The sequence below is a fragment of the Bacillus massilinigeriensis genome (assembly GCF_900117315.1).
GTDB classification, from domain to species: Bacteria; Bacillota; Bacilli; order Bacillales; family Cytobacillaceae; genus Bacillus_BE; species Bacillus_BE massilionigeriensis.
Genome location: NZ_LT630337.1, coordinates 1,495,866 through 1,515,196 on the forward strand (window position 1 = coordinate 1,495,866; position 19,331 = coordinate 1,515,196).

A 19,331-nucleotide genomic window follows, 5' to 3' on the forward strand; every position below is an offset into this window, starting at 1 on the left:
TTTTCATATTAAAATTCAAGTATCTTTTTCGCAGTTTCGATAATATCTTTGAAGTTAGGAAGCCATACCCCTTCAGCTTGTGGGAAAGGAAAGACAGTATCCGGACCAGCTACACGTAATACTGGAGCTTCCAGACTCAAAATTGCACGATCGTTTATTTCAGCAACCACATTTGCCGCTACTCCTGCTTGCTTTTGTGCTTCTTGAACAACCATAGCTCGGCCTGTTTTTTCTACCGAAGAAATAATTGTATCAATATCTATTGGGCTAACTGTTCTTAAATCGATCACCTCAACTGAATGACCTTCTTTTTCAAGCTCTTCAGCCGCTTTTAAAGATTCATGTACCATGGCCCCGTAAGTGACAATTGTTAAATCCGTTCCTTCACGTTTAATCTCAGCTTTACCTAATGGAATGGTGTATTCTTCTTCAGGTACCTCTTGACGGAAAGAACGATATAGTTTCATATGTTCTAGAAAAATAACAGGATCATTATCACGAATAGCAGAGATTAATAGTCCTTTTGCATCGTAAGGTGTTGATGGAATAACAACCTTCAATCCTGGTTGTTGAGCCATTAATCCTTCTAAACTGTCCGCATGCATTTCAGGAGTATGAACTCCTCCTCCAAAAGGAGAACGAATTGTTACAGGTGCGCTGTAACGACCTCCAGAACGGTAGCGCATACGTGCTAATTGACCAGAAATAGAATCCATTACTTCATATACAAAACCGAAAAACTGAATTTCTGGAACAGAACGGAAGCCCTGTAAAGAGAGACCGACAGCTAAACCACCAATACCAGATTCAGCAAGTGGTGTGTCAAAAACACGATCTTCACCGAATTCCTTTTGAAGACCTTCCGTTGCACGGAAAACCCCGCCGTTCACTCCTACGTCTTCTCCAAAAACTAACACATTCGGATCATTTCGTAGTTCTGTACGTAAAGCGTCCGTGATTGCTTGAATCATTGTCATTTGCGCCATGGCCTACTTCGACTCCTTCTCTTTATAAATTTCATATTGTTCCTTTAAGTTATGAGGCATTTCCTCATACATAATTGACATTAAATCAGTAACTTTTTGTTTAGGAGCATTATCCGCTTCCTTTATAGCCACCTTAATATCTTCTTTTGCCTTTTCTATTGTTTCACTTTCCATTTCTTCGTTCCAAAGTCCCTTCTTCTGAAGGAAATGACGGAAACGAACAAGCGGATCCTTTTTCTCCCACTCATTATCAAGATCAGAGGTACGATATCTTGTAGGGTCATCACCAGCCATTGTATGTGGGCCATAACGGTATGTTATTGTTTCTATGAGTGTTGGACCTTCCCCATTAATCGCACGTTCACGAGCTTCCTTCACAGCAGTATAGACAGCCAATGGGTCCATACCATCCACCTGGATTCCTGGAATACCTGCTGCAACTGCCTTCTGTGCTAGTGTCTTTGCTGCAGTTTGCTTCTCACGAGGAGTCGAAATCGCAAACTGGTTATTTTGAACAATAAAAATCGCTGGAGCCTTATAAGCACCTGCAAAGTTTATTCCTTCATAGAAATCACCTTGTGAAGTACCGCCATCACCTGTATAAGTAATTGCAACTGAGTTGGCACCGCGCTTTTTCATTCCTAATGCAACTCCAGCTGTTTGGACATATTGTGCACCAATAATAATTTGTGGAGCAATAACATTGACGCCTTCAGGAATCTTTCCACCTTGGAAATGTCCACGAGACCATAAGAATGCTTGAGAAAGCGGTAGTCCGTGCCATACCATTTGTGGTACATCACGATAACCCGGAAGAATGAAATCCTCCTTTTCTAGTGCGAATTGAGAAGCTAGTTGAGACGCCTCTTGACCAGCAGTAGGAGCATAGAAACCCAATCTTCCTTGTCTATTTAATGATATTGAACGTTGATCTAATATTCTTGTGTATACCATTCGGCGCATTAATTCTTGAAGTTGTTCATCACTTAAATCAGGCATTGCAGCTTCATTAACTACATTTCCTTCTTCATCTAAGATCTGTAGGGTTTTAAATTGATCTTCTATTATTCCAAACTGATCTTCAGCATTTAAAAATGCCTTCTTTGTTTCAGAAGCCATGTAAACACCTATCCTTTCTTAATAAAAAATAATAATTAATAAGTAAATACAAAAATAGGATACCCAAACTATCAAGTAGTTAGTAACTACATAAAATAATTATTTCCCGTTGTTCTTCTATATGTAATGCATTTCGAGTAGATTATTGGATTCATACTTTTCGTCATTAATCGTAGGTCCATAGAATATATCACAGGAAAGTAATCTGTATCACTATTTTAAAAAATACTAATGTAACACACCAATTGTTTACATCATCAGTTTACAATACGATTTTTATCCCGTCAAATATATTGTTTTAAGTTTCTTACGTTTTTCACTATGAAGATGTAATATTGATTTTATGTTATCTGTTTCACATTTTATATTAAACTGTTATATAAAAATAACACAATAATCCTAGCTGTTATAATAAAGATAATTAAATAATAATTATACCAAAAACATAATTATTCTTTGGTCTTTCCTTAGATTACGAGTCAATTAACCTTTCCCCATTTCAAATATTCTTTCTTTAAATAATTCTTAGAGAAATAAAAAAATCGGCTACTATTTATAGCCGATTCTTTTCTAATTCGTTTTAATATTTAATTCTGCTTGTTTATAAAATAATAGCTTAGTTTCATTATATTTTTTTGTTAATCGATTGAAATCTTCTTTATTTTTAATTACTTTTCCATAGGTTTTATTAATCTTAACGATTTGATCCTCAAGTTGATTGATATTCGTTGCTTTATTTTTTAATAAAAGATAAAGCTGTTGATCATATTCCAAGCCCCGATTGTAGTTCTCATATAATGAATCATGGGTTTTATACCGGTCTTGCATAATATCTTGAAGCTTTTCTACTTCTTTTTTCGCTTGATCATTCTTAATATCATCAATTAATTTCTCAGCCTTCTTAAATTCTTTTTCAGAGCTGTCCATACTCTCTTGTTCTTTTTGCATGAGATTTTTTCTTTTTTCTATATTATCTAACGCAGTATCGGATAGTTGATTTATCTGTTCCTGGTCTTTCTTTCCAATTGAAATAATTTTATCATATAGAACCTTTTCATCTTTTTCCAATTGAACTAGAGGATCCTGCTGTTCTTCAAAGGTTTTTTCAGCTGTTGCAACTAATTCTAAAACCTCATAAATTTTTTCTTCAGGTGATTGACCAAAGCACCCTGTTAATAAGAATACACTACTCACAAACATCAGAATTAGATGTTTATTTCTCAACATTGACACGCCTTCTCCCCCTTACTAATACGATATTTACTATAGCGATTATCGACATATTTGACAATATAAAATGGAAGTAGAAATTGAATCGTGTTCAAAGCTTGTCCTTTTTAGAATAGTATGTTTAATTCACTTGAAATATGATGAAATATTAACAAAATCCTTTGGTTCTGTTAGACTTATTTTAATACCTGAAGTAATAATCGTTATTAGGGAAAGATTGCCTGTAAACTTAATGTCAATTAATTGAAATATTGGCATATTGTAAGTTTTAATCTTAGTACTCACTGGAGGGATTAACAAACATGTTAACAATGGAAGATATCGTACGGGATGGACACCCAACCCTTCGTCAAATAGCTAAAGAGGTACCTCTCCCTGCTTCTTCTGAGGATAGAGATATTTTAAATAGTCTCCTTGAATTTGTAAAAAATAGTCAAGATCCCAAGATAGCAGAGGAATACGGCTTGCGTCCTGGAATTGGATTAGCAGCACCACAAATTAATGTTTCAAAGAGAATGATTGCCGTTCATTTACAGGATGAAAAAGACAACTTAATCAGTTACGCACTATTCAATCCTAAAATTGTAAGTCACTCAGTAGAACGTGCTTATTTAACCTCTGGAGAAGGATGTTTATCAGTCGATGAAGCGATTCCCGGTTATGTTCCGAGACACGCGAGAGTAACCATCAAAGGGGTAGATTTGGAAGGAAAAGAGGTCAAATTACGATTAAAGGGTATAGCAGCCATCTGTTTCCAGCATGAAATTGATCATTTAAACGGAATTATGTTCTATGACCACATTAATAAAGATGATCCATTTAAACCAGTGGAAAATGCAATACCTGTTGAAAGATAATCCATAAACGTCATACCTAGAATGCTCAATATCGGGCAAAACAGAAGAAAAATTCAAAAAGCTAACAATCTAATTTCTTCTTTATAGGACAGATTGTTAGTTTTTTTGTGTACTCATTAAAAATAAAATGATTATTCCATCTTTAACCATGAGAAAAATATCTATTTTATCATATAATAGTAGTAAAATAAAAGAAAAAGGCTTATTAAAAATCAGGCTTTTACTTTGGACAAGTATCGTATAAAATTAGAGTAAGGAGATGTTCCACTATGTTAAAGAACCTTAAAAAAAAGCTTCTAAAACAGTGGAGAGATTTGCTTAGAAAAAAATCAATTGCATAATATTAAAGCCCTTCATTTTTCGAAGGGCTTCTTCCTTCTAACATCTCAATACATATATACTTCTTACCACTTACTTCTAATTGAGGAGAATTTTCAATAATAAATGAAAAAAAATGAAATAAGTGTTATTTTTATATATAATAGAAAAAGTTATACGGAATAAGGAGCGAATAAATCATGATTTTTAAAGTTTTTTATCAAGAGACTAAAACAGAAATACCTGTACGTGAAAATACGAAAACGTTATTTATTGAAGCAGAATCTGAACGTGACGTTCGAACAAAATTGGCAAACAAACCATTTAATATTGAGTTTGTTACCGAAGTTAAAGGAGCATTCTTAGAATATGAAAAACAAAAGGAAGAATTCAAAGTATTGGAGATTGGATAACGTATGAAATTTGTAAAAAATGATCAAACTGCTGTATTTGCTCTAGGAGGACTAGGGGAAATCGGTAAAAATACTTATGGCGTGCAGTTTCAAGATGAAATCATCTTGATAGATGCCGGAATAAAATTCCCTGAAGATGAACTGCTCGGCATAGATTATGTCATACCTGATTATTCCTACCTTGTCAAAAATGAGGATAAAATAAAGGGATTATTTGTTACTCATGGTCATGAAGACCATATTGGAGGAATTCCTTATCTTCTTCGTCAAATCAATGTACCAATATACGGCGGGAAGCTCGCATTAGGTTTAATACGTAACAAATTAGAAGAACACGGTTTATTAAGACAAGCTAAGCTTTACGAAATTAAAGAAGATGACATCATCAAATTCCGCAAAACCTCTGTCACTTTTTTTAGAACAACCCATAGCATTCCTGATTCTTATGGAATTGTTGTCAAAACTCCTCCAGGACAAATCGTTCATACCGGTGATTTTAAATTTGATTTCACCCCTGTCGGTGAACCAGCTAATTTAACCAAAATGGCTGAAATAGGTAAAGAAGGAGTCCTATGCTTATTATCGGATAGTACAAATAGTGAGGTTCCTGATTTTACTATGTCAGAACGTCGTGTTGGCGAAAGTATTCATGATATTTTTCGTAAGGTGGATGGCCGTGTCATATTTGCAACCTTTGCATCCAATATCCACCGGCTTCAACAAGTTACAGAAGCTGCTGTGATGAATGGAAGAAAAGTTGCCGTATTTGGACGCAGTATGGAAGCTGCAATCGAAATCGGTCTTGAACTAGGCTATATTCGTGCACCTAAGGATACTTTTATTGATGCTCAGCAGATCAATCGATTACCTGCAAATCAAGTCACTATCCTCTGTACTGGAAGCCAAGGAGAGCCAATGGCTGCATTATCGAGAATCGCCAATGGAACGCATAGACAAATACAGATTAATCCTGGTGATACAGTTGTATTTTCTTCTTCTCCTATTCCAGGAAATACAATTAGTGTTTCTAGAACGATTAATATGCTTTTTAAAGCTGGAGCAGATGTAATCCATGGAAAATTAAATAATATTCATACATCTGGTCATGGTGGTCAGGAAGAACAAAAATTGATGCTTCGATTAATCAAGCCTAAATTTTTCATGCCTATACATGGAGAATATCGAATGCAGCTAATGCATTCTAAGCTTGCTATTGATTGTGGAGTCAATGAGGAAAATTGTTTTATTATGGATAACGGTGAAGTTTTAGCGTTATCAGAAGATAGTGCACAAGTAGCTGGAAAAATTCCTTCAGGCTCCGTTTATATCGATGGTAATGGTGTCGGTGATATTGGAAATATAGTACTGAGGGACCGCCGCATTCTTTCTGAAGAAGGGCTAGTGGTTGTGGTAGTGAGCATCAATATGAATGACTTTAAGATTGCTGCTGGACCTGATTTAATTTCCAGAGGTTTTGTTTATATGAGAGAATCTGGAGATTTAATTAATGACGCTCAAAGTTTAATAACTAAGCATCTTAGCAAGGTTATGGAACGAAAGACTACCCAGTGGTCTGAAATAAAAAATGAAATAACAGAAACCTTGGCACCTTTCCTATATGAAAAAACAAAGCGTCGACCTATGATTTTACCTATTATTATGGAAGTTTGAACAAAAGCACCAAACCGCTAAGTTTGGTGCTTTTTGTGTATCAATTTTTAGTCTGTTTAGGCCATGACCTTCTTTTCAAATCGATTAATGTCATTGTCTGCTCCAATTACAATTAGAATGTCATCTTCTTCAATCGTTTCATTTGCTTGTGGAGAGACGATTATGTCGTTGTTTCTTTTAATCGCAACGATATTGATTCCATACTTGGCACGAATATCCAAATCAATAATTGTGTGTCCTGCAAGCTTTCCCCTTGCAACAATCTCAACAATACTGTGTTCGTCAGAAAGCTCCAAATAGTCTAAGACATTATTTGAGATAATATTATTAGCGATCCTTCGTCCCATGTCCCTTTCGGGGTGAACAACATGATCTGCCCCAATTTTTCTTAATACTTTTTCATGATAATCATTTTGTGCCTTAACAGTTATATTTTTAACTCCTAATTCCTTTAAGATAATAGTCGTTAAAATACTTGCTTGAATATTATCACCAATTGCAACAATGACATGATCAAAATTGCGAATTCCAAGGCTTTTGATTACTGATTCATCTGTTGCATCTCCTACAACAGCATGTGAAGCAATCATGGAATACTCATTTACCCGATCCTCGTTTGTATCTATAGCCATAACCTCCATACCCTGCTCTGAAAGTGTACGGCATATACTCCCCCCAAATCGACCTAATCCAATGACAGCAAATTCTTTTTTCACGATGATTCCTCCGGATAGTACTTAATCAAATATGTACTCATTTTAGCATAATAAGTTAAAAAGAAAAGAAATAATATCATTCAACAAAATAAAGGTGAATGGCATTTTTAAGATACCAGACACCTTTAAAGATAAACTATACTAGTTTTTATTCAACGTTCTCAGCTTCATTTATTAATCGGATAACACGCCTTTCAAGCATTTTTATTCCACCACTGCCAACCTGAAAGTGACGTAACACACCATCCTTATCGAAAACATAATAAGCAGGGACGCATCGATTATCCATTGTATCACTCAATTTATGTTCACCATCAACTAATATAGGTTGTGTAATTCCCTCTTTTTCAGCTGTAAGCTTAATAAGACCCTCATCTAAATCATCTTCTGAACGTGGCATATGAACAGCCACAACATTTAATTTACCCTTATATTGGTCTCTTAAATTATTTATATTAGACATGTATGCTTTACATAAATGACAGCTAACGGACCAGAAATGGAGTAGTGTCGGTTTTTCACCAACAAGTTGATCTTTTGTAACCTCCCCATTGATCCATAAGGTAGATCCGGTTAATTCCGGCATTGGTTCTCTCAATTTCATGATTATTCATTCCCTTTAAACTGAATATACTTTGTTATCGTTTTGATGGCCACATCAATTGCATCCTCTTTAGGATTTAATTTTGCGTGGTGTAGTCCATATTCAGAATCAACACCAAGCCAAAACATAAAACCAGGTATTTCAGCAAGCATATATCCGAAATCCTCGCCTGTCATTGCTTCTCTACATTGGATTAGGTTAATATTCGTCTCTTCCTTTAAGAATCTCATAAAATCACTTGTGAGGTTTTTCTCATTATAAACCTGATGATATTTACAGCCATAATCAATTTCCGCCTTACAATCATATGCAATCTCTATCCCTCTTACCAAAGCCTCAATCCTTTGTTTAACCTTTTTCATGGAATCAACCGATAGTGTCCGAATGGTTCCCTCCAGTCTTGCCTTTTCCGCAATGATATTTTGTACTGTACCTCCAGTTATTTTTCCAATGGTGACAACAGCACTGTCAAGAGGATCGATATTTCTTGCAATGATTGTTTGAAGCTGTGAAACAAGGGAACAGGCAGCAACAATCATATCATTTGATAGATGTGGGTATGCTGCATGACCTCCTAATCCTTTAAGGTCTATATAGAGCTCTGATGTATTCGCAAACAGTAATCCCTCTTTAATGGCAATGGTTCCTACAGGATACTCTGGGGCTATATGCAGAGCAAATATCATATCAGGCTTCCATTCGTTCATAATCTCTGTTTTTAGCATCGGTTCGGCTCCACCAGGACCTTCTTCAGCGGGTTGAAAAATAAAAAGGAGATTATCATTAATCGGATGGTTCACAAAATGGGTAAGTACTCCTAAAGCGATACTCATGTGAAAGTCATGACCACAAGCATGCATTTGCTCCAAATGGGTAGAACGAAAAGGTAATTCTGTTTCCTCAGGGATTGGTAAACCATCAATATCTGTTCTATAACCAATTGTTTTTGTAGGATTTAAGCCTCTAATTTTAACAAAGATTCCTGTTTTCCATGTCTTTATCTCTAGACGATCCTGAGACAATTCCTTTAAGTAAGAAAGCAAATAGGCCTGTGTTTTATATTCTTGAAACCCTAGCTCGGGAATTAAATGTAGCTCACGTCGAATTTTTACAAATGGATTCATATGCTCTCCCTTTCCTATTTGAAAAAGCGCGGAAAGGTTTTCCACGCTCATCTTTTACTACTATAGTTGACGCAATTCTTGTTTAATTTCTGTTTTGGATTTTGTCTTCTCATCAATTTGTTTAATTACTCGAGCTGGTGTTCCTGCAACCACAGTATATGGAGGAACATCCTCTATAACAACTGCTCCAGCTGCTACAACTGCTCCCTTCCCAACGGTTACGCCTTCTAGAACGACAGCATTGGCACCAATAACCACATCGTCTTCAACGATTACTGGCTTTGCTGATGGCGGTTCAACTACACCTGCAAGGACCGTACCGGCACCAATATGACAGTTTTTCCCTACTGTTGCACGGCCTCCAAGAACAACATTCATATCAATCATTGTTCCTTCGCCAATTACTGCCCCTATATTAATGGAAGCCCCCATCATAATAACAGCATTATCACCGATCTCAACATGGTCACGAATGATAGCACCAGGTTCAATACGAGCTTTAATATTTTTCATATCTAAAAGTGGAATCGCAGAATTGCGGCGATCATTTTCCACCACATAGTCTTCAATTTTATCTTTATTTTCCTCCAAGGCAACTTTTATTTCAGCCCAGTCCCCAAAGACAATCCCTGTGGTTCCTGTAACAAAAGCCTTTGAAGTACTACCAAAGTTAATACCTTCTAGTTGACCTTTAATATATACCTTTACAGGTGTTGTTTTTGTACTATTCTGAATAAAAGAAATAATTTCATTTGCATCCATCATTTTCATAGACGAGCCTCCTATTATGTATATTGTTAGAATTACTTTAACAAACAAAAGTGTCGAAAACAAGAAAAAACTATTTTCCTTCTTCCTTGATATGCTCTTTTATCAGCTCAACAAAAGCTTGGACTTGTTTTAGTTGAAAGGCTGATTCATATCCTAGAAGCCATGTATCGCGACTTAACGGTTGCTTAAATTCATCTAGCAGAGGAATCTTATATATGTTTTGCTCCCCAGACATTAGCGTGATGGCTGGTAAAATAGCATAACCAATTCCATTAAAGGCCATCTGCTTGCAGGTTTCGATTTGATCAACTATAATGGTTCGCTTCGGTGAATTTTGAAAATGCCGATGCCACCATTCCTGGATTTCCTGGTAGTAATTAGAATCACTCTTAAACTGAATAAAGGGTCGATCGGTATCTAGTATTTGTTCAGGTTTTGTAATTTCTTTGTCTACCAAATAGAGACTATCTTTAAAAAGATGAATTTTTACACCCTTCCAATCTGGTGTACCTCTAATGATTCCAATATGGACTTGGTCATCATACAGGTGTCTCAAGATTTCACTACTCCAACCGGTAATCAAGGATATTTTCGCTTGTGGATAGCGATTGACATACTTTTTTAAAACCTGTGGCAGCCAATTTTGACCAACAATCGAGGCAACAGCAATCTTTAAGGTACCATGAACCTCAGAGTTTAATGCTGAAATGGACTCCCTAACTCTTTCCTCTTTTTGTAGAACATCATTGACAAATTCAATGACAATTTCACCTGCAGGAGTTAATGATAGTCCTTTTTGGGAACGAACAAATAGTTTTGTACCCCATTCCTTCTCAATCGTTTGTAAGCGTTGAGACAAAGCAGGCTGTGAAACGAATAATCGTTCTGCAGCCTTTCTCATATTCATCTCTGATGCCAATATGGATAATAATTGAAATTCAGAAAGTGTTGTCAAAAGGATTCCCTCATTATCTTTTTGTGTTCATTATATCTCAAATGAAGATTGAATTTTAATGTTAATGGTAAAAAAAGAAAAAAATAGGCCCTATAAACTTGAGCCTATTTTCCTCGTTCATTTGAATAGTGTACATATTGATTTAATTGATCTAAAATCGTTCTTCTTGTAAGTATACCTTCAAAGATGCCATCATCTGTTTCTATGCATAGAAAAGGATGATCAACGAGGTAGTTAAGACTTTCCTCTACAGTTGCCGAAATGTTAAGTCTTGGTATTTTCCGATTCATTACCTCTTCTACACGTCTACAATCTAATTTTTCAAATTCTATACGCTCAATACCCAAAATCGAATCCATAATAATTGGAGTACTTATTAATCCATGTAATTTATAAAAAGGATCTAATACAGGAATCGCACTATACCCACTTTTAGTAAGTACTAATAAGGCATGCTCTAGGTTATTACCTATTTGAACATGGGCTACACGTTCAGAAGATATCATAAAACCTCTAATATTTTTTTTCAAAAATTCCCCACTGTGAAGACTATACATAGGCCGAAAACTCCTCTAATTGGTTTACGATCTATTCTATTTTATCACAGATTCATGCCTGTTGCTCCTCTTATACCCTATCCTTTACTTGTTTGAATATTTCTTAATTCATATTGACATTTTGGGCAATGAAAAATCACGTTTTGATTCGACTGAGCTGTTAACACATGATCCATATCTGACTCGAAAAAACATTTTGGACATTTCACTGTCGGCATCATTATTTTCACCTCATTAATAGTATGCACAGATTATTTTCAAAAATAAAAGGAACCACTAGGGCTCCTTCCTTTTTCATTATTGAATTAAATCAAAAATTTCAATCGTAATCATATCAATATTATCAAATTGATATCTTTTTGGCTTTTCCTTATCGTGGTATACCTCTAATTCAAATGTCTCCGTCTTTGGGTGATACGTCACCTGACATTTTCTTTCACCATTGACCTCAAAAAAACGCCCTGTGGCTTCTCCGCCAACAGACTGTTCTTGTAAATTTTTTAAACGAGAAATAATTCCTTGAAGCTGTGACATAGTTCCTCTCCTTTCAAAAACAAAACCTAACTCTGTATATAAATAGGTTTCTCTTTTGACATGTTTCTATCCATATAGATTAAATTCAGAATTTTTTACCATTTTACTTTACATGCCAATATTAACAGAATAAAATAATCACATGTATTTGTACAAGTAAAAGCTGAAAAAAGGGGAGATTTTTTTGAAAAAGCCTGCACATTTAGCTGAAAATCTTTATTTAATTGATGATTTTGATCTAGGTCAAGAAAATCGAACAGGTACATATGTACTAACCGAAAAAGAATTAACCATCATCGAAACCTCCGCTAGCCCGAGTGTACCTTACATTTTAAGGGGCTTAGAATCCCTTGGATTAAAACCTGAAGAAATTAAGTATATAATCGTCACCCATATTCATCTTGACCATGCAGGGGGTGCAGGACTTTTTCTAGAGCATTGTCCAAATGCTACAGTAATTGTTCACCCAAAAGGTTACAGACATTTAATTGACCCATCCCGCTTAATCGAAGGAGCAAAAGCCGTATATGGTAATGATTTTGATCGATTATTCCAACCTATTTTGCCTATCCCAGAAAATCGGTTAGAAATAAAAGATGATCAAGATGTGTTAATTATTGGTGATGATTGTACATTAACCTTTTTTGATACTCCGGGGCATGCCAATCATCATTTCAGTATTCATCACTCCCGCCTAAATGGAATGTTCACTGGAGACACTGTGGGAGTATCCTATCCTGAGCTCGAACAGGATGGAATCGAGTTATATTTACCGAGTACCTCACCTAACCAATTTAACCCTGTAAAGATGCTGCAATCCATTCAGCTATTTAAGAGTAAAAATCTTCAATACATTTTCTTCGGTCATTTCGGTTTATCTTCAAATCCTAATGAGGTATACAAACAGGTTGAAACATGGCTTCAGGTTTTCCTTGACGTTGGACAAAAAGCGATTCAAGAAGGAAAAAGCCTTGAGGAAAAGATGAGTCTAACAACGGAAAGAATACTAGCATTAATAAAAGAACAGTTATATGATAAAGGAGTTGCAGAGGATCATCAAGCATTTGAAATTATTGCATTAGATATTAAGGTATGTACGATGGGGCTTATCGATTACTTACTAAAGCAGATGCAAAAGCTTTGAATCGATTCACCAAATACTCTAAGTTCAAATAGGATCAATAAGGGAGGTAGAAAATGTCAAAATTAGTTCTATATAGCCAACCAGATTGTCCACCCTGTGAGTATGCAAAAAGATATTTTGAAGACTCCGGAATTCCCTATATAGTTAAAGATATAAAAAAGGATAAGGAAGCTCGAAATGAATTAATTCATAAATATCATTCCTTCTCCACTCCTACCTTTGTCATTAATGATGATGTCATCATTATTGGATTTGACCAAGAAAAAATAAAGGAAGCCCTGAATATTGAATAATCATTGAATAAATGAAAGGAGCTCTGATTAAATGGGAGCTCCTTCATTCGTATATTTAATTTACGGATCGTTTTGCTTTCTCTATCACACGTTTTGGTATGGTGTCGTACAAATAATTGGAAATTTTCCATTTTCCTGAAATCTTCTTAAATAATAATCCTTCATAATGACTTGGATAAGTCACTGGTCCAACATCACTATCTGGAAAATATTCAAAGACATAGCTCCTTTTTTCTTCAATGACCACCTTCGTTCTATTTGTGAATGCAAAAAATGGAACATAATATGGTGCAAAATCTGAACCATAGGTCAAATATTTCCCTTTCTCTGATACCAAATTTTCCTTAAGAAAAAGCTTCATATAACCTTCAGTAAAATATGGAGATAAGATTTGCTTTATTTCTTTCATACTTCTTGGTTTTTCATTTAAGGAAACCTGCGCAAGATATGCGTCTTCTAGAAGCTTCATAACCTTTTCTCTCGAATCGATGTCCCCCTCTGCTTTATCTGCCCCTGGAAAAATAAACATAACACTGGCAACAATGATAAGTTTTAATAATAGCCTCACATTTTTTCTCCCTTTTTCATCAATTTACCTCTCCTACTAAATATTTTACCAACATATATTCCAACATTTGGACGTAATCGTTCGAAAAATATAGGCATAAATTGACTTTACCTCTCTAAAACCTACTAGATATGACAAGATTTTTATAAAAGAAAAGCGAAAAAAAAAGGCCTCAATAGAAACATGAGACCTTAGTAATTGACAGTTAGCATAACAAAGACAATAGTTAAAATCAGTAAGGCAAAAAAAATTGCATATGCCAAGAAGATAGGATTTCGAATATAAGCATGATCCTGTACTTGCTGAGAGACTTGTGAATCAAGATTCCCTTTGATTGCCTTCTGCTCCTTCATAATTAGCATCGTATAGATTAGAGAAAATAACAATATTCCTAAACTAACTAATAATAAAATCATTGTGTACATACTCATGATTTTCTTTCTCCTTTAGGAATTAGCTATTAATAGAATTCCTAAAAAGGAATACATTTATTCTTAGATGGTGTATTCAAATTTGTTTAATAAAGCAATTCCTCATTTTCATAAAGAAACTCATAGGTGATATCAATAAACAAATATTCCTTTGGACTTAGTGGATAGGAAAAGGTACGAATCGTATCACCTGTTTCAATATCAATATAAAGATCAGACAAAATCCCCTTCTTTTCACTCTTCATTTTAAAAATGTTCTCCAGGAAGTATGGGCGCCAGCTCCAGTTTTTTTGCATGTACTCATTCTGGATCACCCATTCCTCATCCCTTTTTAGGATATTTGGGGATCGTTGAAACCCATCTTCATCACATATATATATTCTAAAGGCAATATTATTCATTTCTTTTGCCAGATTCTTTAATAAAACTTCATAATCCTCGAAATTTTTGTTTTTCAAAAGGAGTGAATGGATTCTCTTTTGAAAACGATCTGTAATTGAGAAGAGAGCTTCTATTTTTTTCTTTTCATACATAATAAATTGATGAAATTCAACCTTTAGTTTACTTTTCAATATATCTCGATTAACAAAGGTGCCATCTGGTTTATGCAAATAATATCCTTGATAATAACGACCACCATGCTTCCATGCAAATTGAAGTTGATAGACGGATTCAATGTTTTCAAATAGTAATGTCGCCCCAATTTTACGGGCCAAAATCGATAAAGAATAGAGTATATCCTGAAAAGTAGATGTTGAATTCATGGAGCGCAATTCCATAAGGTTGATTTTTAAAATGTTAGGAGAAATTTGACCAATTTGATCTAACTGGCTGCTATCCTCCCCTAATTTATCTATGGCAATTTTTATCCCGTAGGTTCTGTAATAATTAAGAAGGTGGCATAAATGCTCATAGTCCCCGGTAAAGTTGCGTTCTGTAATCTCTAAAACGATTCTTTCAAGTGAAATACCCTTATGCTCATAATCGCGAAGAATATCTAATAAATGTTCCCCATCATCAATCATTAATAATTCAGCATCTCTATTTATAAATAACAAGACATCATCATCAAGTATAATCGCTCTTTCTAATGCTTTTGTTAATACGATGTTATCTACTTCCAGACGATACTCATCAGGAATATTTTCATCAAGAAAAAAAGGACCAAGGCTTTCATATCCAGATTCAGTCCGAATTCTACCTAAAATTTCATAACCGATAATTCTGTGCTCATCAGCGCTAAAAATTGGTTGAAAAAAAGGCACCACATGTTCCAAATTCGTAAGTATATCTAAAGCATCCAAAAATGAAATCCTCCTCTCTCGTTGCTATTATTCAGAATAGCATGTTAACACTCCACAGTGAAATTATAATGAATTATATCATTATATTTCTGAAAATTCACACCAAACAGTGGCAATATGTTACTCACATATAGGATCACATCTTTTGTGATAATAAAAAGGAGTAAATGAGAAAGAGGGTTCATAAATGAAGAGACTTTCTATTCTTTTCGCCCTTTTTCCTTTACTTGGTTGCGATTATCATGATGATTTCAAACAAAAACAGGCCAATTCTAATAAGAGTCAATTAGAGAATCAAGTCAATATTTCGGGTAAAACCCAACCACAAACAATCAAAAGCAAGAATGATGCTATGTTGGAAGACAAACAGAATACAAATTCAGATAAGTCAAAATCTATAGTAGCATCAGCTAGAAAAAGTCATGTTTTATTAAATGTTCCATTAGTTAAGCAAAATCCAGAACTAAAATACGGCTGTGAGGTAACGTCCTTAAGCATGGTTCTGAAATATGCCGGTGTAAAGACAGACAAAATGGAGCTATATCGTAGAGTAAAAAAAGATCCTGATCAATTAGTTCGAGCAAAAAATGGCGATATATTAAGATGGGGAAATCCAGCTGAAGGTTTTGTTGGAGATATGACAGGACGACAAGCAGGATATGCTGTTTTCGATCAACCTATTGTCAATCTTGTAAATGAATTCCTGCCAAAAAGAGCAGTGAACCTCACAAATAGGAGCTTTGATGAGGTACTAGACCATGTTTCAAAGGGCTATCCTGCGGTTGTTTGGACAACTGGGGATTATCGCTTACCTGATCGTTGGGAAGGGTGGATTCATGGAAATCAGTATATTAAAACCCCACTTGATTTGCATGCGGTTGTTTTAGTAGGCTATGATCCAACATCTGTGTACCTTAATGATCCACTCTCAGGAAGAAAACAAGTTCGTGTATCAAAAAGTAGATTTATATCCTCCTGGAAGGCCTTAAAAAGTAGAGCAGTTAGCTACCATTAAAATCATTTGTTTTGAGTCAAATTTCTTTTAGAGAATTTGACTCATTTTTATTTATATAAATACCCTTTATTGGTCATACATATAGAGTTTTACTTTGTTACAATCCCCTTGTTCTTTAGATAGTCAAAAAAGATTGTCGAAAATCCTTCAATTCCAATTCTTTGTTTGTTAGTATTAGTAGGTACAAATGTAAGATAGGTTGGTAGATTATATGCCGAAGAAGAAAATGAATAGAAGATCTTTTATGAAAAAGATGCTTGCCTCCTTTCTCTCGATAGTGGGAATTAGCGTAGGTGGATATTACTATGCCAATAAGATCGAACCCAATTTACTAGAAATCAATAAAGTTAACATAAAGCATACCAAAATCCCTAAAGAATTCGAAGGATTTAAAATCGTTCAATTTAGCGATACCCATTTAGGATTTCAATATGACCTTACTCAATTACAAAAAGTAGTCAATCGTATAAACTCATTAAAACCCGACCTCATTTTGTTTACCGGTGACTTAATGGATGCTCCAAATCAATATGGAAATCCAGCAAGTATTATTCCCTTATTAAAACAGTTGGAAGCACCCTTTGGAAAATTTGCTGTATATGGGAATCATGATCATGGTGGCTATGGATCAAATATTTATAAAGAGATTATGAATAAATCAGAGTTCACTATTCTCCTAAATGATGCACAAAAAATTCAAACTTTAAATAAAAGTAGCATTTATATTGTGGGAATTGATGATGCTATGCTAGGAAAACCAGATATCAAAACAGCCTTACAAAATGTTCCAGAAAATACCTATACAATCCTGTTGTCCCACGCACCTGACCTTGCAGACCAAGCACATCCTTTTGGAGTCAACCTTCAAATAAGCGGTCATAGTCATGGAGGTCAAATCAAAATCCCATTTTTTGGAGCCCTTGTTACTCCTCCTTATGGCGAAAAATACAAAGAAGGATATTATACTATTGGTCAAGATAACCCTCTAACTCTTTATGTAAATCGTGGTTTAGGAACAACAAGATTGCCTTTTCGTTTTATGTCTAAGCCTGAAATAACCGTATTTTCTCTAAAAAATACGCAATGATAAAGGAATCTTCCCCATCAGGTGAGAGAAACTTGATGAGGAAGACTTCTTAAAGACAAAGAATTTTACAGCGTTTTCTATCATAACCTTTTAACTTTTTAAAAAAAGGAGTATAATAATAGCAAAAAAATAAATCAATGGACTGAAAGGAGTCTCCAAATTGAACCAGGACAGTTCCAAGCCCTCTTGTTTAAAACCGACAACAGAAAACCTCTCTCAAGCAATCTTCATCGTGAACCGTCATGCAAAGACTGCTCCAAACCCGAAATACTTATATAAGCTAAAACATCAAGCATTACAAAAGCTTTTAATAGAAGGTAAGGCGAAAAAAGTTGGATTACACTTTTCTGCTAATCCTAAGTATAGCCAACAACAGTCAGATGTATTAATTGTATGCGGGGAGTATTCATTTCATCTTCCACCCTCAAAAAATGATTTTGACTCTTTACCCCACTTAGGCAAACTGGATCAGTACGTTCGGAACCCAAAATCCAAACTATCCTTAAGTCAAGCCAAGAAGCTTCTGATTTCTTATACCGGATTTAAAGAAAGTAATTTTAACACCCCTACTAAAAACAAACCAAATTATCATAAGCCCGTATTTAAAAAGCTTGGAGAAAGCTATTTTTAAGATAATCAAAAAAAGAAGCTTAACAATTTGTTAGCTTCTTTTTTGATATGCCTTTTTCAAATCTCCATTATTCTATAATACATGTTGATCAATTAGCAATACAAGCTCTGCAATATCCGGTTTACTTACCTGAGCTTCGGCTCCAACCATTTGTCCCTTATGTTTCAGATCATCCGTAATTAAGGATGAGAAGATAATGACCGGGATTGGGGCTAGATTTGGATTATCCTTTACCCTCTTTGTTAAATGATGTCCATCCATTTGTGGCATTTCAATATCAGTGATGATCAATTGGACCTGGGAGGTAACATCCTTTCCAGTTTCCGAAATATTTTCCAAGTAATTTAATGCATCACGTCCATTTTCAAAAAACTCCACATTATGATAACCAGCTTCAGCTAAAGTGTCATGTAGTAGTTTTCTTAATAATGGAGAGTCCTCAGCGACCACAAGCCTTTTGTTAGACCGCTCACGAGTCCCCAGCTTTTGTACTTGCTGTATATTGATACCTGATTCAGGATTTATTTCAACAACAATTTTTTCGAAATCTAATAAAAGAATCATTTCTCCGTTTAGTTTAATGACACCGATGATTTGACTTTCTGGTCCTTGATACATTTCTGAAGGCTTCTCAATTTGATCCCATGAAATTCTATGTATTTGAGTTACACTATGAACATGGAAAACAATCTTCTGCTTGTTAAATTCAGCAACGATGAACTTATCTTGCTCTGGATGATCAGAAGGAGGGAAACCTAATGCAGTAGCGACATTTACTATCGGTAATACTTCACCTCTTAATTCAATGATTCCTTCTACATTTTTATGTGCATGCGGTACTTGAGTAATCGTAACAGGATTAATTATCTCTTTTACTTTAATAACATTTATGCCAAATTTATTAGTGCCAATTCCAAATTCGACGATCTCTAACTCATTGGTACCACTTTCTAATAGAATACCTTTTTTATTATCCATTCCCTGTTTCGCCCTTCCTAAAAAT

At 35.0% G+C, this 19,331-nt stretch carries 22 protein-coding genes; 8 read left to right on the forward strand and 14 right to left on the reverse strand.

All coding sequences use genetic code 11. The features are described 5' to 3' along the window. Nucleotides 1-8: 8 nt before the first annotated feature. The 3 genes from BQ6100_RS07500 to BQ6100_RS07510 all read right to left on the reverse strand — a co-directional run bounded on the left by BQ6100_RS07500 (nt 9) and on the right by BQ6100_RS07510 (nt 3,332). Entirely contained in the window at nt 9-986 is a 978-nt protein-coding gene (locus BQ6100_RS07500) for an alpha-ketoacid dehydrogenase subunit beta (protein ID WP_075981081.1), read from the reverse strand. 3 nt (nt 987-989) lie between these two features. After that, on the reverse strand, nt 990-2,105 hold the full coding sequence (gene pdhA, locus BQ6100_RS07505; RefSeq protein ID WP_075981082.1) for a pyruvate dehydrogenase (acetyl-transferring) E1 component subunit alpha: 1,116 nt from the start codon (nt 2,103-2,105) through the stop codon (nt 990-992). 570 nt (nt 2,106-2,675) lie between these two features. Beyond that, complete coding sequence (locus BQ6100_RS07510; RefSeq protein ID WP_075983471.1) at nt 2,676-3,332, reverse strand: YkyA family protein; 657 nt, start codon at nt 3,330-3,332, stop codon at nt 2,676-2,678. 305 nt (nt 3,333-3,637) lie between these two features. Between BQ6100_RS07510 and def the strand changes: the two genes are divergently transcribed. The 3 genes from def to rnjA all read left to right on the forward strand — a co-directional run bounded on the left by def (nt 3,638) and on the right by rnjA (nt 6,594). Further along, nucleotides 3,638-4,192, forward strand: coding sequence for a peptide deformylase (gene def, locus BQ6100_RS07515; protein ID WP_075981083.1), 555 nt, complete (start codon nt 3,638-3,640; stop codon nt 4,190-4,192). A gap of 518 nt (nt 4,193-4,710) precedes the next feature. After that, on the forward strand, nt 4,711-4,923 hold the full coding sequence (locus BQ6100_RS07520) for a DNA-dependent RNA polymerase subunit epsilon (RefSeq protein WP_075981084.1): 213 nt from the start codon (nt 4,711-4,713) through the stop codon (nt 4,921-4,923). A gap of 3 nt (nt 4,924-4,926) precedes the next feature. Continuing rightward, the gene (rnjA, locus tag BQ6100_RS07525; protein ID WP_075981085.1) at nt 4,927-6,594 is read left to right on the forward strand and encodes a ribonuclease J1; all 1,668 of its coding nucleotides are present in this window, start codon (nt 4,927-4,929) and stop codon (nt 6,592-6,594) included. Nucleotides 6,595-6,650: 56 nt separating this feature from the next. On the opposite strand, the gene BQ6100_RS07530 is transcribed toward rnjA, so the two are convergent. From BQ6100_RS07530 to BQ6100_RS07560, 7 genes are all read right to left on the reverse strand, one after another. Then, a complete protein-coding gene (locus BQ6100_RS07530) occupies nt 6,651-7,310 on the reverse strand; it encodes a potassium channel family protein (protein WP_075981086.1) in 660 nt (219 codons plus the stop codon). A 148-nt stretch (nt 7,311-7,458) separates the two neighbouring features. Then, the gene (locus tag BQ6100_RS07535) at nt 7,459-7,914 is read right to left on the reverse strand and encodes a TlpA family protein disulfide reductase (RefSeq protein ID WP_075981087.1); all 456 of its coding nucleotides are present in this window, start codon (nt 7,912-7,914) and stop codon (nt 7,459-7,461) included. A 2-nt stretch (nt 7,915-7,916) separates the two neighbouring features. Beyond that, on the reverse strand, nt 7,917-9,038 hold the full coding sequence (locus tag BQ6100_RS07540; RefSeq protein WP_075981088.1) for an N-acetyldiaminopimelate deacetylase: 1,122 nt from the start codon (nt 9,036-9,038) through the stop codon (nt 7,917-7,919). A 60-nt stretch (nt 9,039-9,098) separates the two neighbouring features. Then, nucleotides 9,099-9,809, reverse strand: a complete 711-nt coding sequence (gene dapD / locus BQ6100_RS07545; protein WP_075981089.1) for a 2,3,4,5-tetrahydropyridine-2,6-dicarboxylate N-acetyltransferase — start codon at nt 9,807-9,809, stop codon at nt 9,099-9,101. Nucleotides 9,810-9,879: 70 nt separating this feature from the next. Beyond that, nucleotides 9,880-10,764, reverse strand: coding sequence for a LysR family transcriptional regulator (locus BQ6100_RS07550; protein ID WP_075981090.1), 885 nt, complete (start codon nt 10,762-10,764; stop codon nt 9,880-9,882). 104 nt (nt 10,765-10,868) lie between these two features. Further along, nucleotides 10,869-11,321, reverse strand: coding sequence for a cyclic-di-AMP-binding protein CbpB (cbpB, locus tag BQ6100_RS07555; RefSeq protein ID WP_075981091.1), 453 nt, complete (start codon nt 11,319-11,321; stop codon nt 10,869-10,871). A gap of 297 nt (nt 11,322-11,618) precedes the next feature. Further along, nucleotides 11,619-11,855, reverse strand: a complete 237-nt coding sequence (locus BQ6100_RS07560; RefSeq protein ID WP_075981092.1) for a YkuJ family protein — start codon at nt 11,853-11,855, stop codon at nt 11,619-11,621. A 184-nt stretch (nt 11,856-12,039) separates the two neighbouring features. On the opposite strand from BQ6100_RS07560, the gene BQ6100_RS07565 reads away from it, so the two are divergent. Both BQ6100_RS07565 and BQ6100_RS07570 read left to right on the forward strand, forming a co-directional pair. Then, on the forward strand, nt 12,040-12,999 hold the full coding sequence (locus tag BQ6100_RS07565) for an MBL fold metallo-hydrolase (protein WP_075981093.1): 960 nt from the start codon (nt 12,040-12,042) through the stop codon (nt 12,997-12,999). Between the two features lie 53 nt (nt 13,000-13,052). Then, nucleotides 13,053-13,292 (forward strand): glutaredoxin domain-containing protein, encoded by a 240-nt coding sequence (locus tag BQ6100_RS07570; protein WP_075981094.1) that lies wholly within the window; start codon nt 13,053-13,055, stop codon nt 13,290-13,292. Between the two features lie 55 nt (nt 13,293-13,347). Here the strand turns inward: BQ6100_RS07570 and BQ6100_RS07575 are convergent, their stop codons facing one another. From BQ6100_RS07575 to BQ6100_RS07585, 3 genes are all read right to left on the reverse strand, one after another. Further along, nucleotides 13,348-13,860 (reverse strand): DUF3993 domain-containing protein, encoded by a 513-nt coding sequence (locus BQ6100_RS07575; RefSeq protein ID WP_075981095.1) that lies wholly within the window; start codon nt 13,858-13,860, stop codon nt 13,348-13,350. Nucleotides 13,861-14,051: 191 nt separating this feature from the next. Next, nucleotides 14,052-14,291 carry a hypothetical protein gene (locus BQ6100_RS07580; protein ID WP_075981096.1) on the reverse strand — a complete coding sequence of 80 codons (240 nt, stop codon included), beginning with the start codon at nt 14,289-14,291 and terminating at the stop codon, nt 14,052-14,054. Nucleotides 14,292-14,377: 86 nt separating this feature from the next. Then, on the reverse strand, nt 14,378-15,595 hold the full coding sequence (locus BQ6100_RS07585; protein ID WP_075981097.1) for an EAL domain-containing protein: 1,218 nt from the start codon (nt 15,593-15,595) through the stop codon (nt 14,378-14,380). A 187-nt stretch (nt 15,596-15,782) separates the two neighbouring features. Between BQ6100_RS07585 and BQ6100_RS07590 the strand changes: the two genes are divergently transcribed. From BQ6100_RS07590 to BQ6100_RS07600, 3 genes are all read left to right on the forward strand, one after another. Next, nucleotides 15,783-16,610, forward strand: a complete 828-nt coding sequence (locus tag BQ6100_RS07590) for a C39 family peptidase (protein WP_075981098.1) — start codon at nt 15,783-15,785, stop codon at nt 16,608-16,610. Between the two features lie 244 nt (nt 16,611-16,854). Next, nucleotides 16,855-17,697, forward strand: a complete 843-nt coding sequence (locus BQ6100_RS07595) for a metallophosphoesterase (protein WP_235816499.1) — start codon at nt 16,855-16,857, stop codon at nt 17,695-17,697. 160 nt (nt 17,698-17,857) lie between these two features. After that, nucleotides 17,858-18,328 (forward strand): YkyB family protein, encoded by a 471-nt coding sequence (locus BQ6100_RS07600; RefSeq protein ID WP_075981100.1) that lies wholly within the window; start codon nt 17,858-17,860, stop codon nt 18,326-18,328. A 72-nt stretch (nt 18,329-18,400) separates the two neighbouring features. Here the strand turns inward: BQ6100_RS07600 and BQ6100_RS07605 are convergent, their stop codons facing one another. Further along, nucleotides 18,401-19,306 (reverse strand): chemotaxis protein, encoded by a 906-nt coding sequence (locus BQ6100_RS07605; protein WP_075981101.1) that lies wholly within the window; start codon nt 19,304-19,306, stop codon nt 18,401-18,403. Nucleotides 19,307-19,331: the final 25 nt, after the last annotated feature.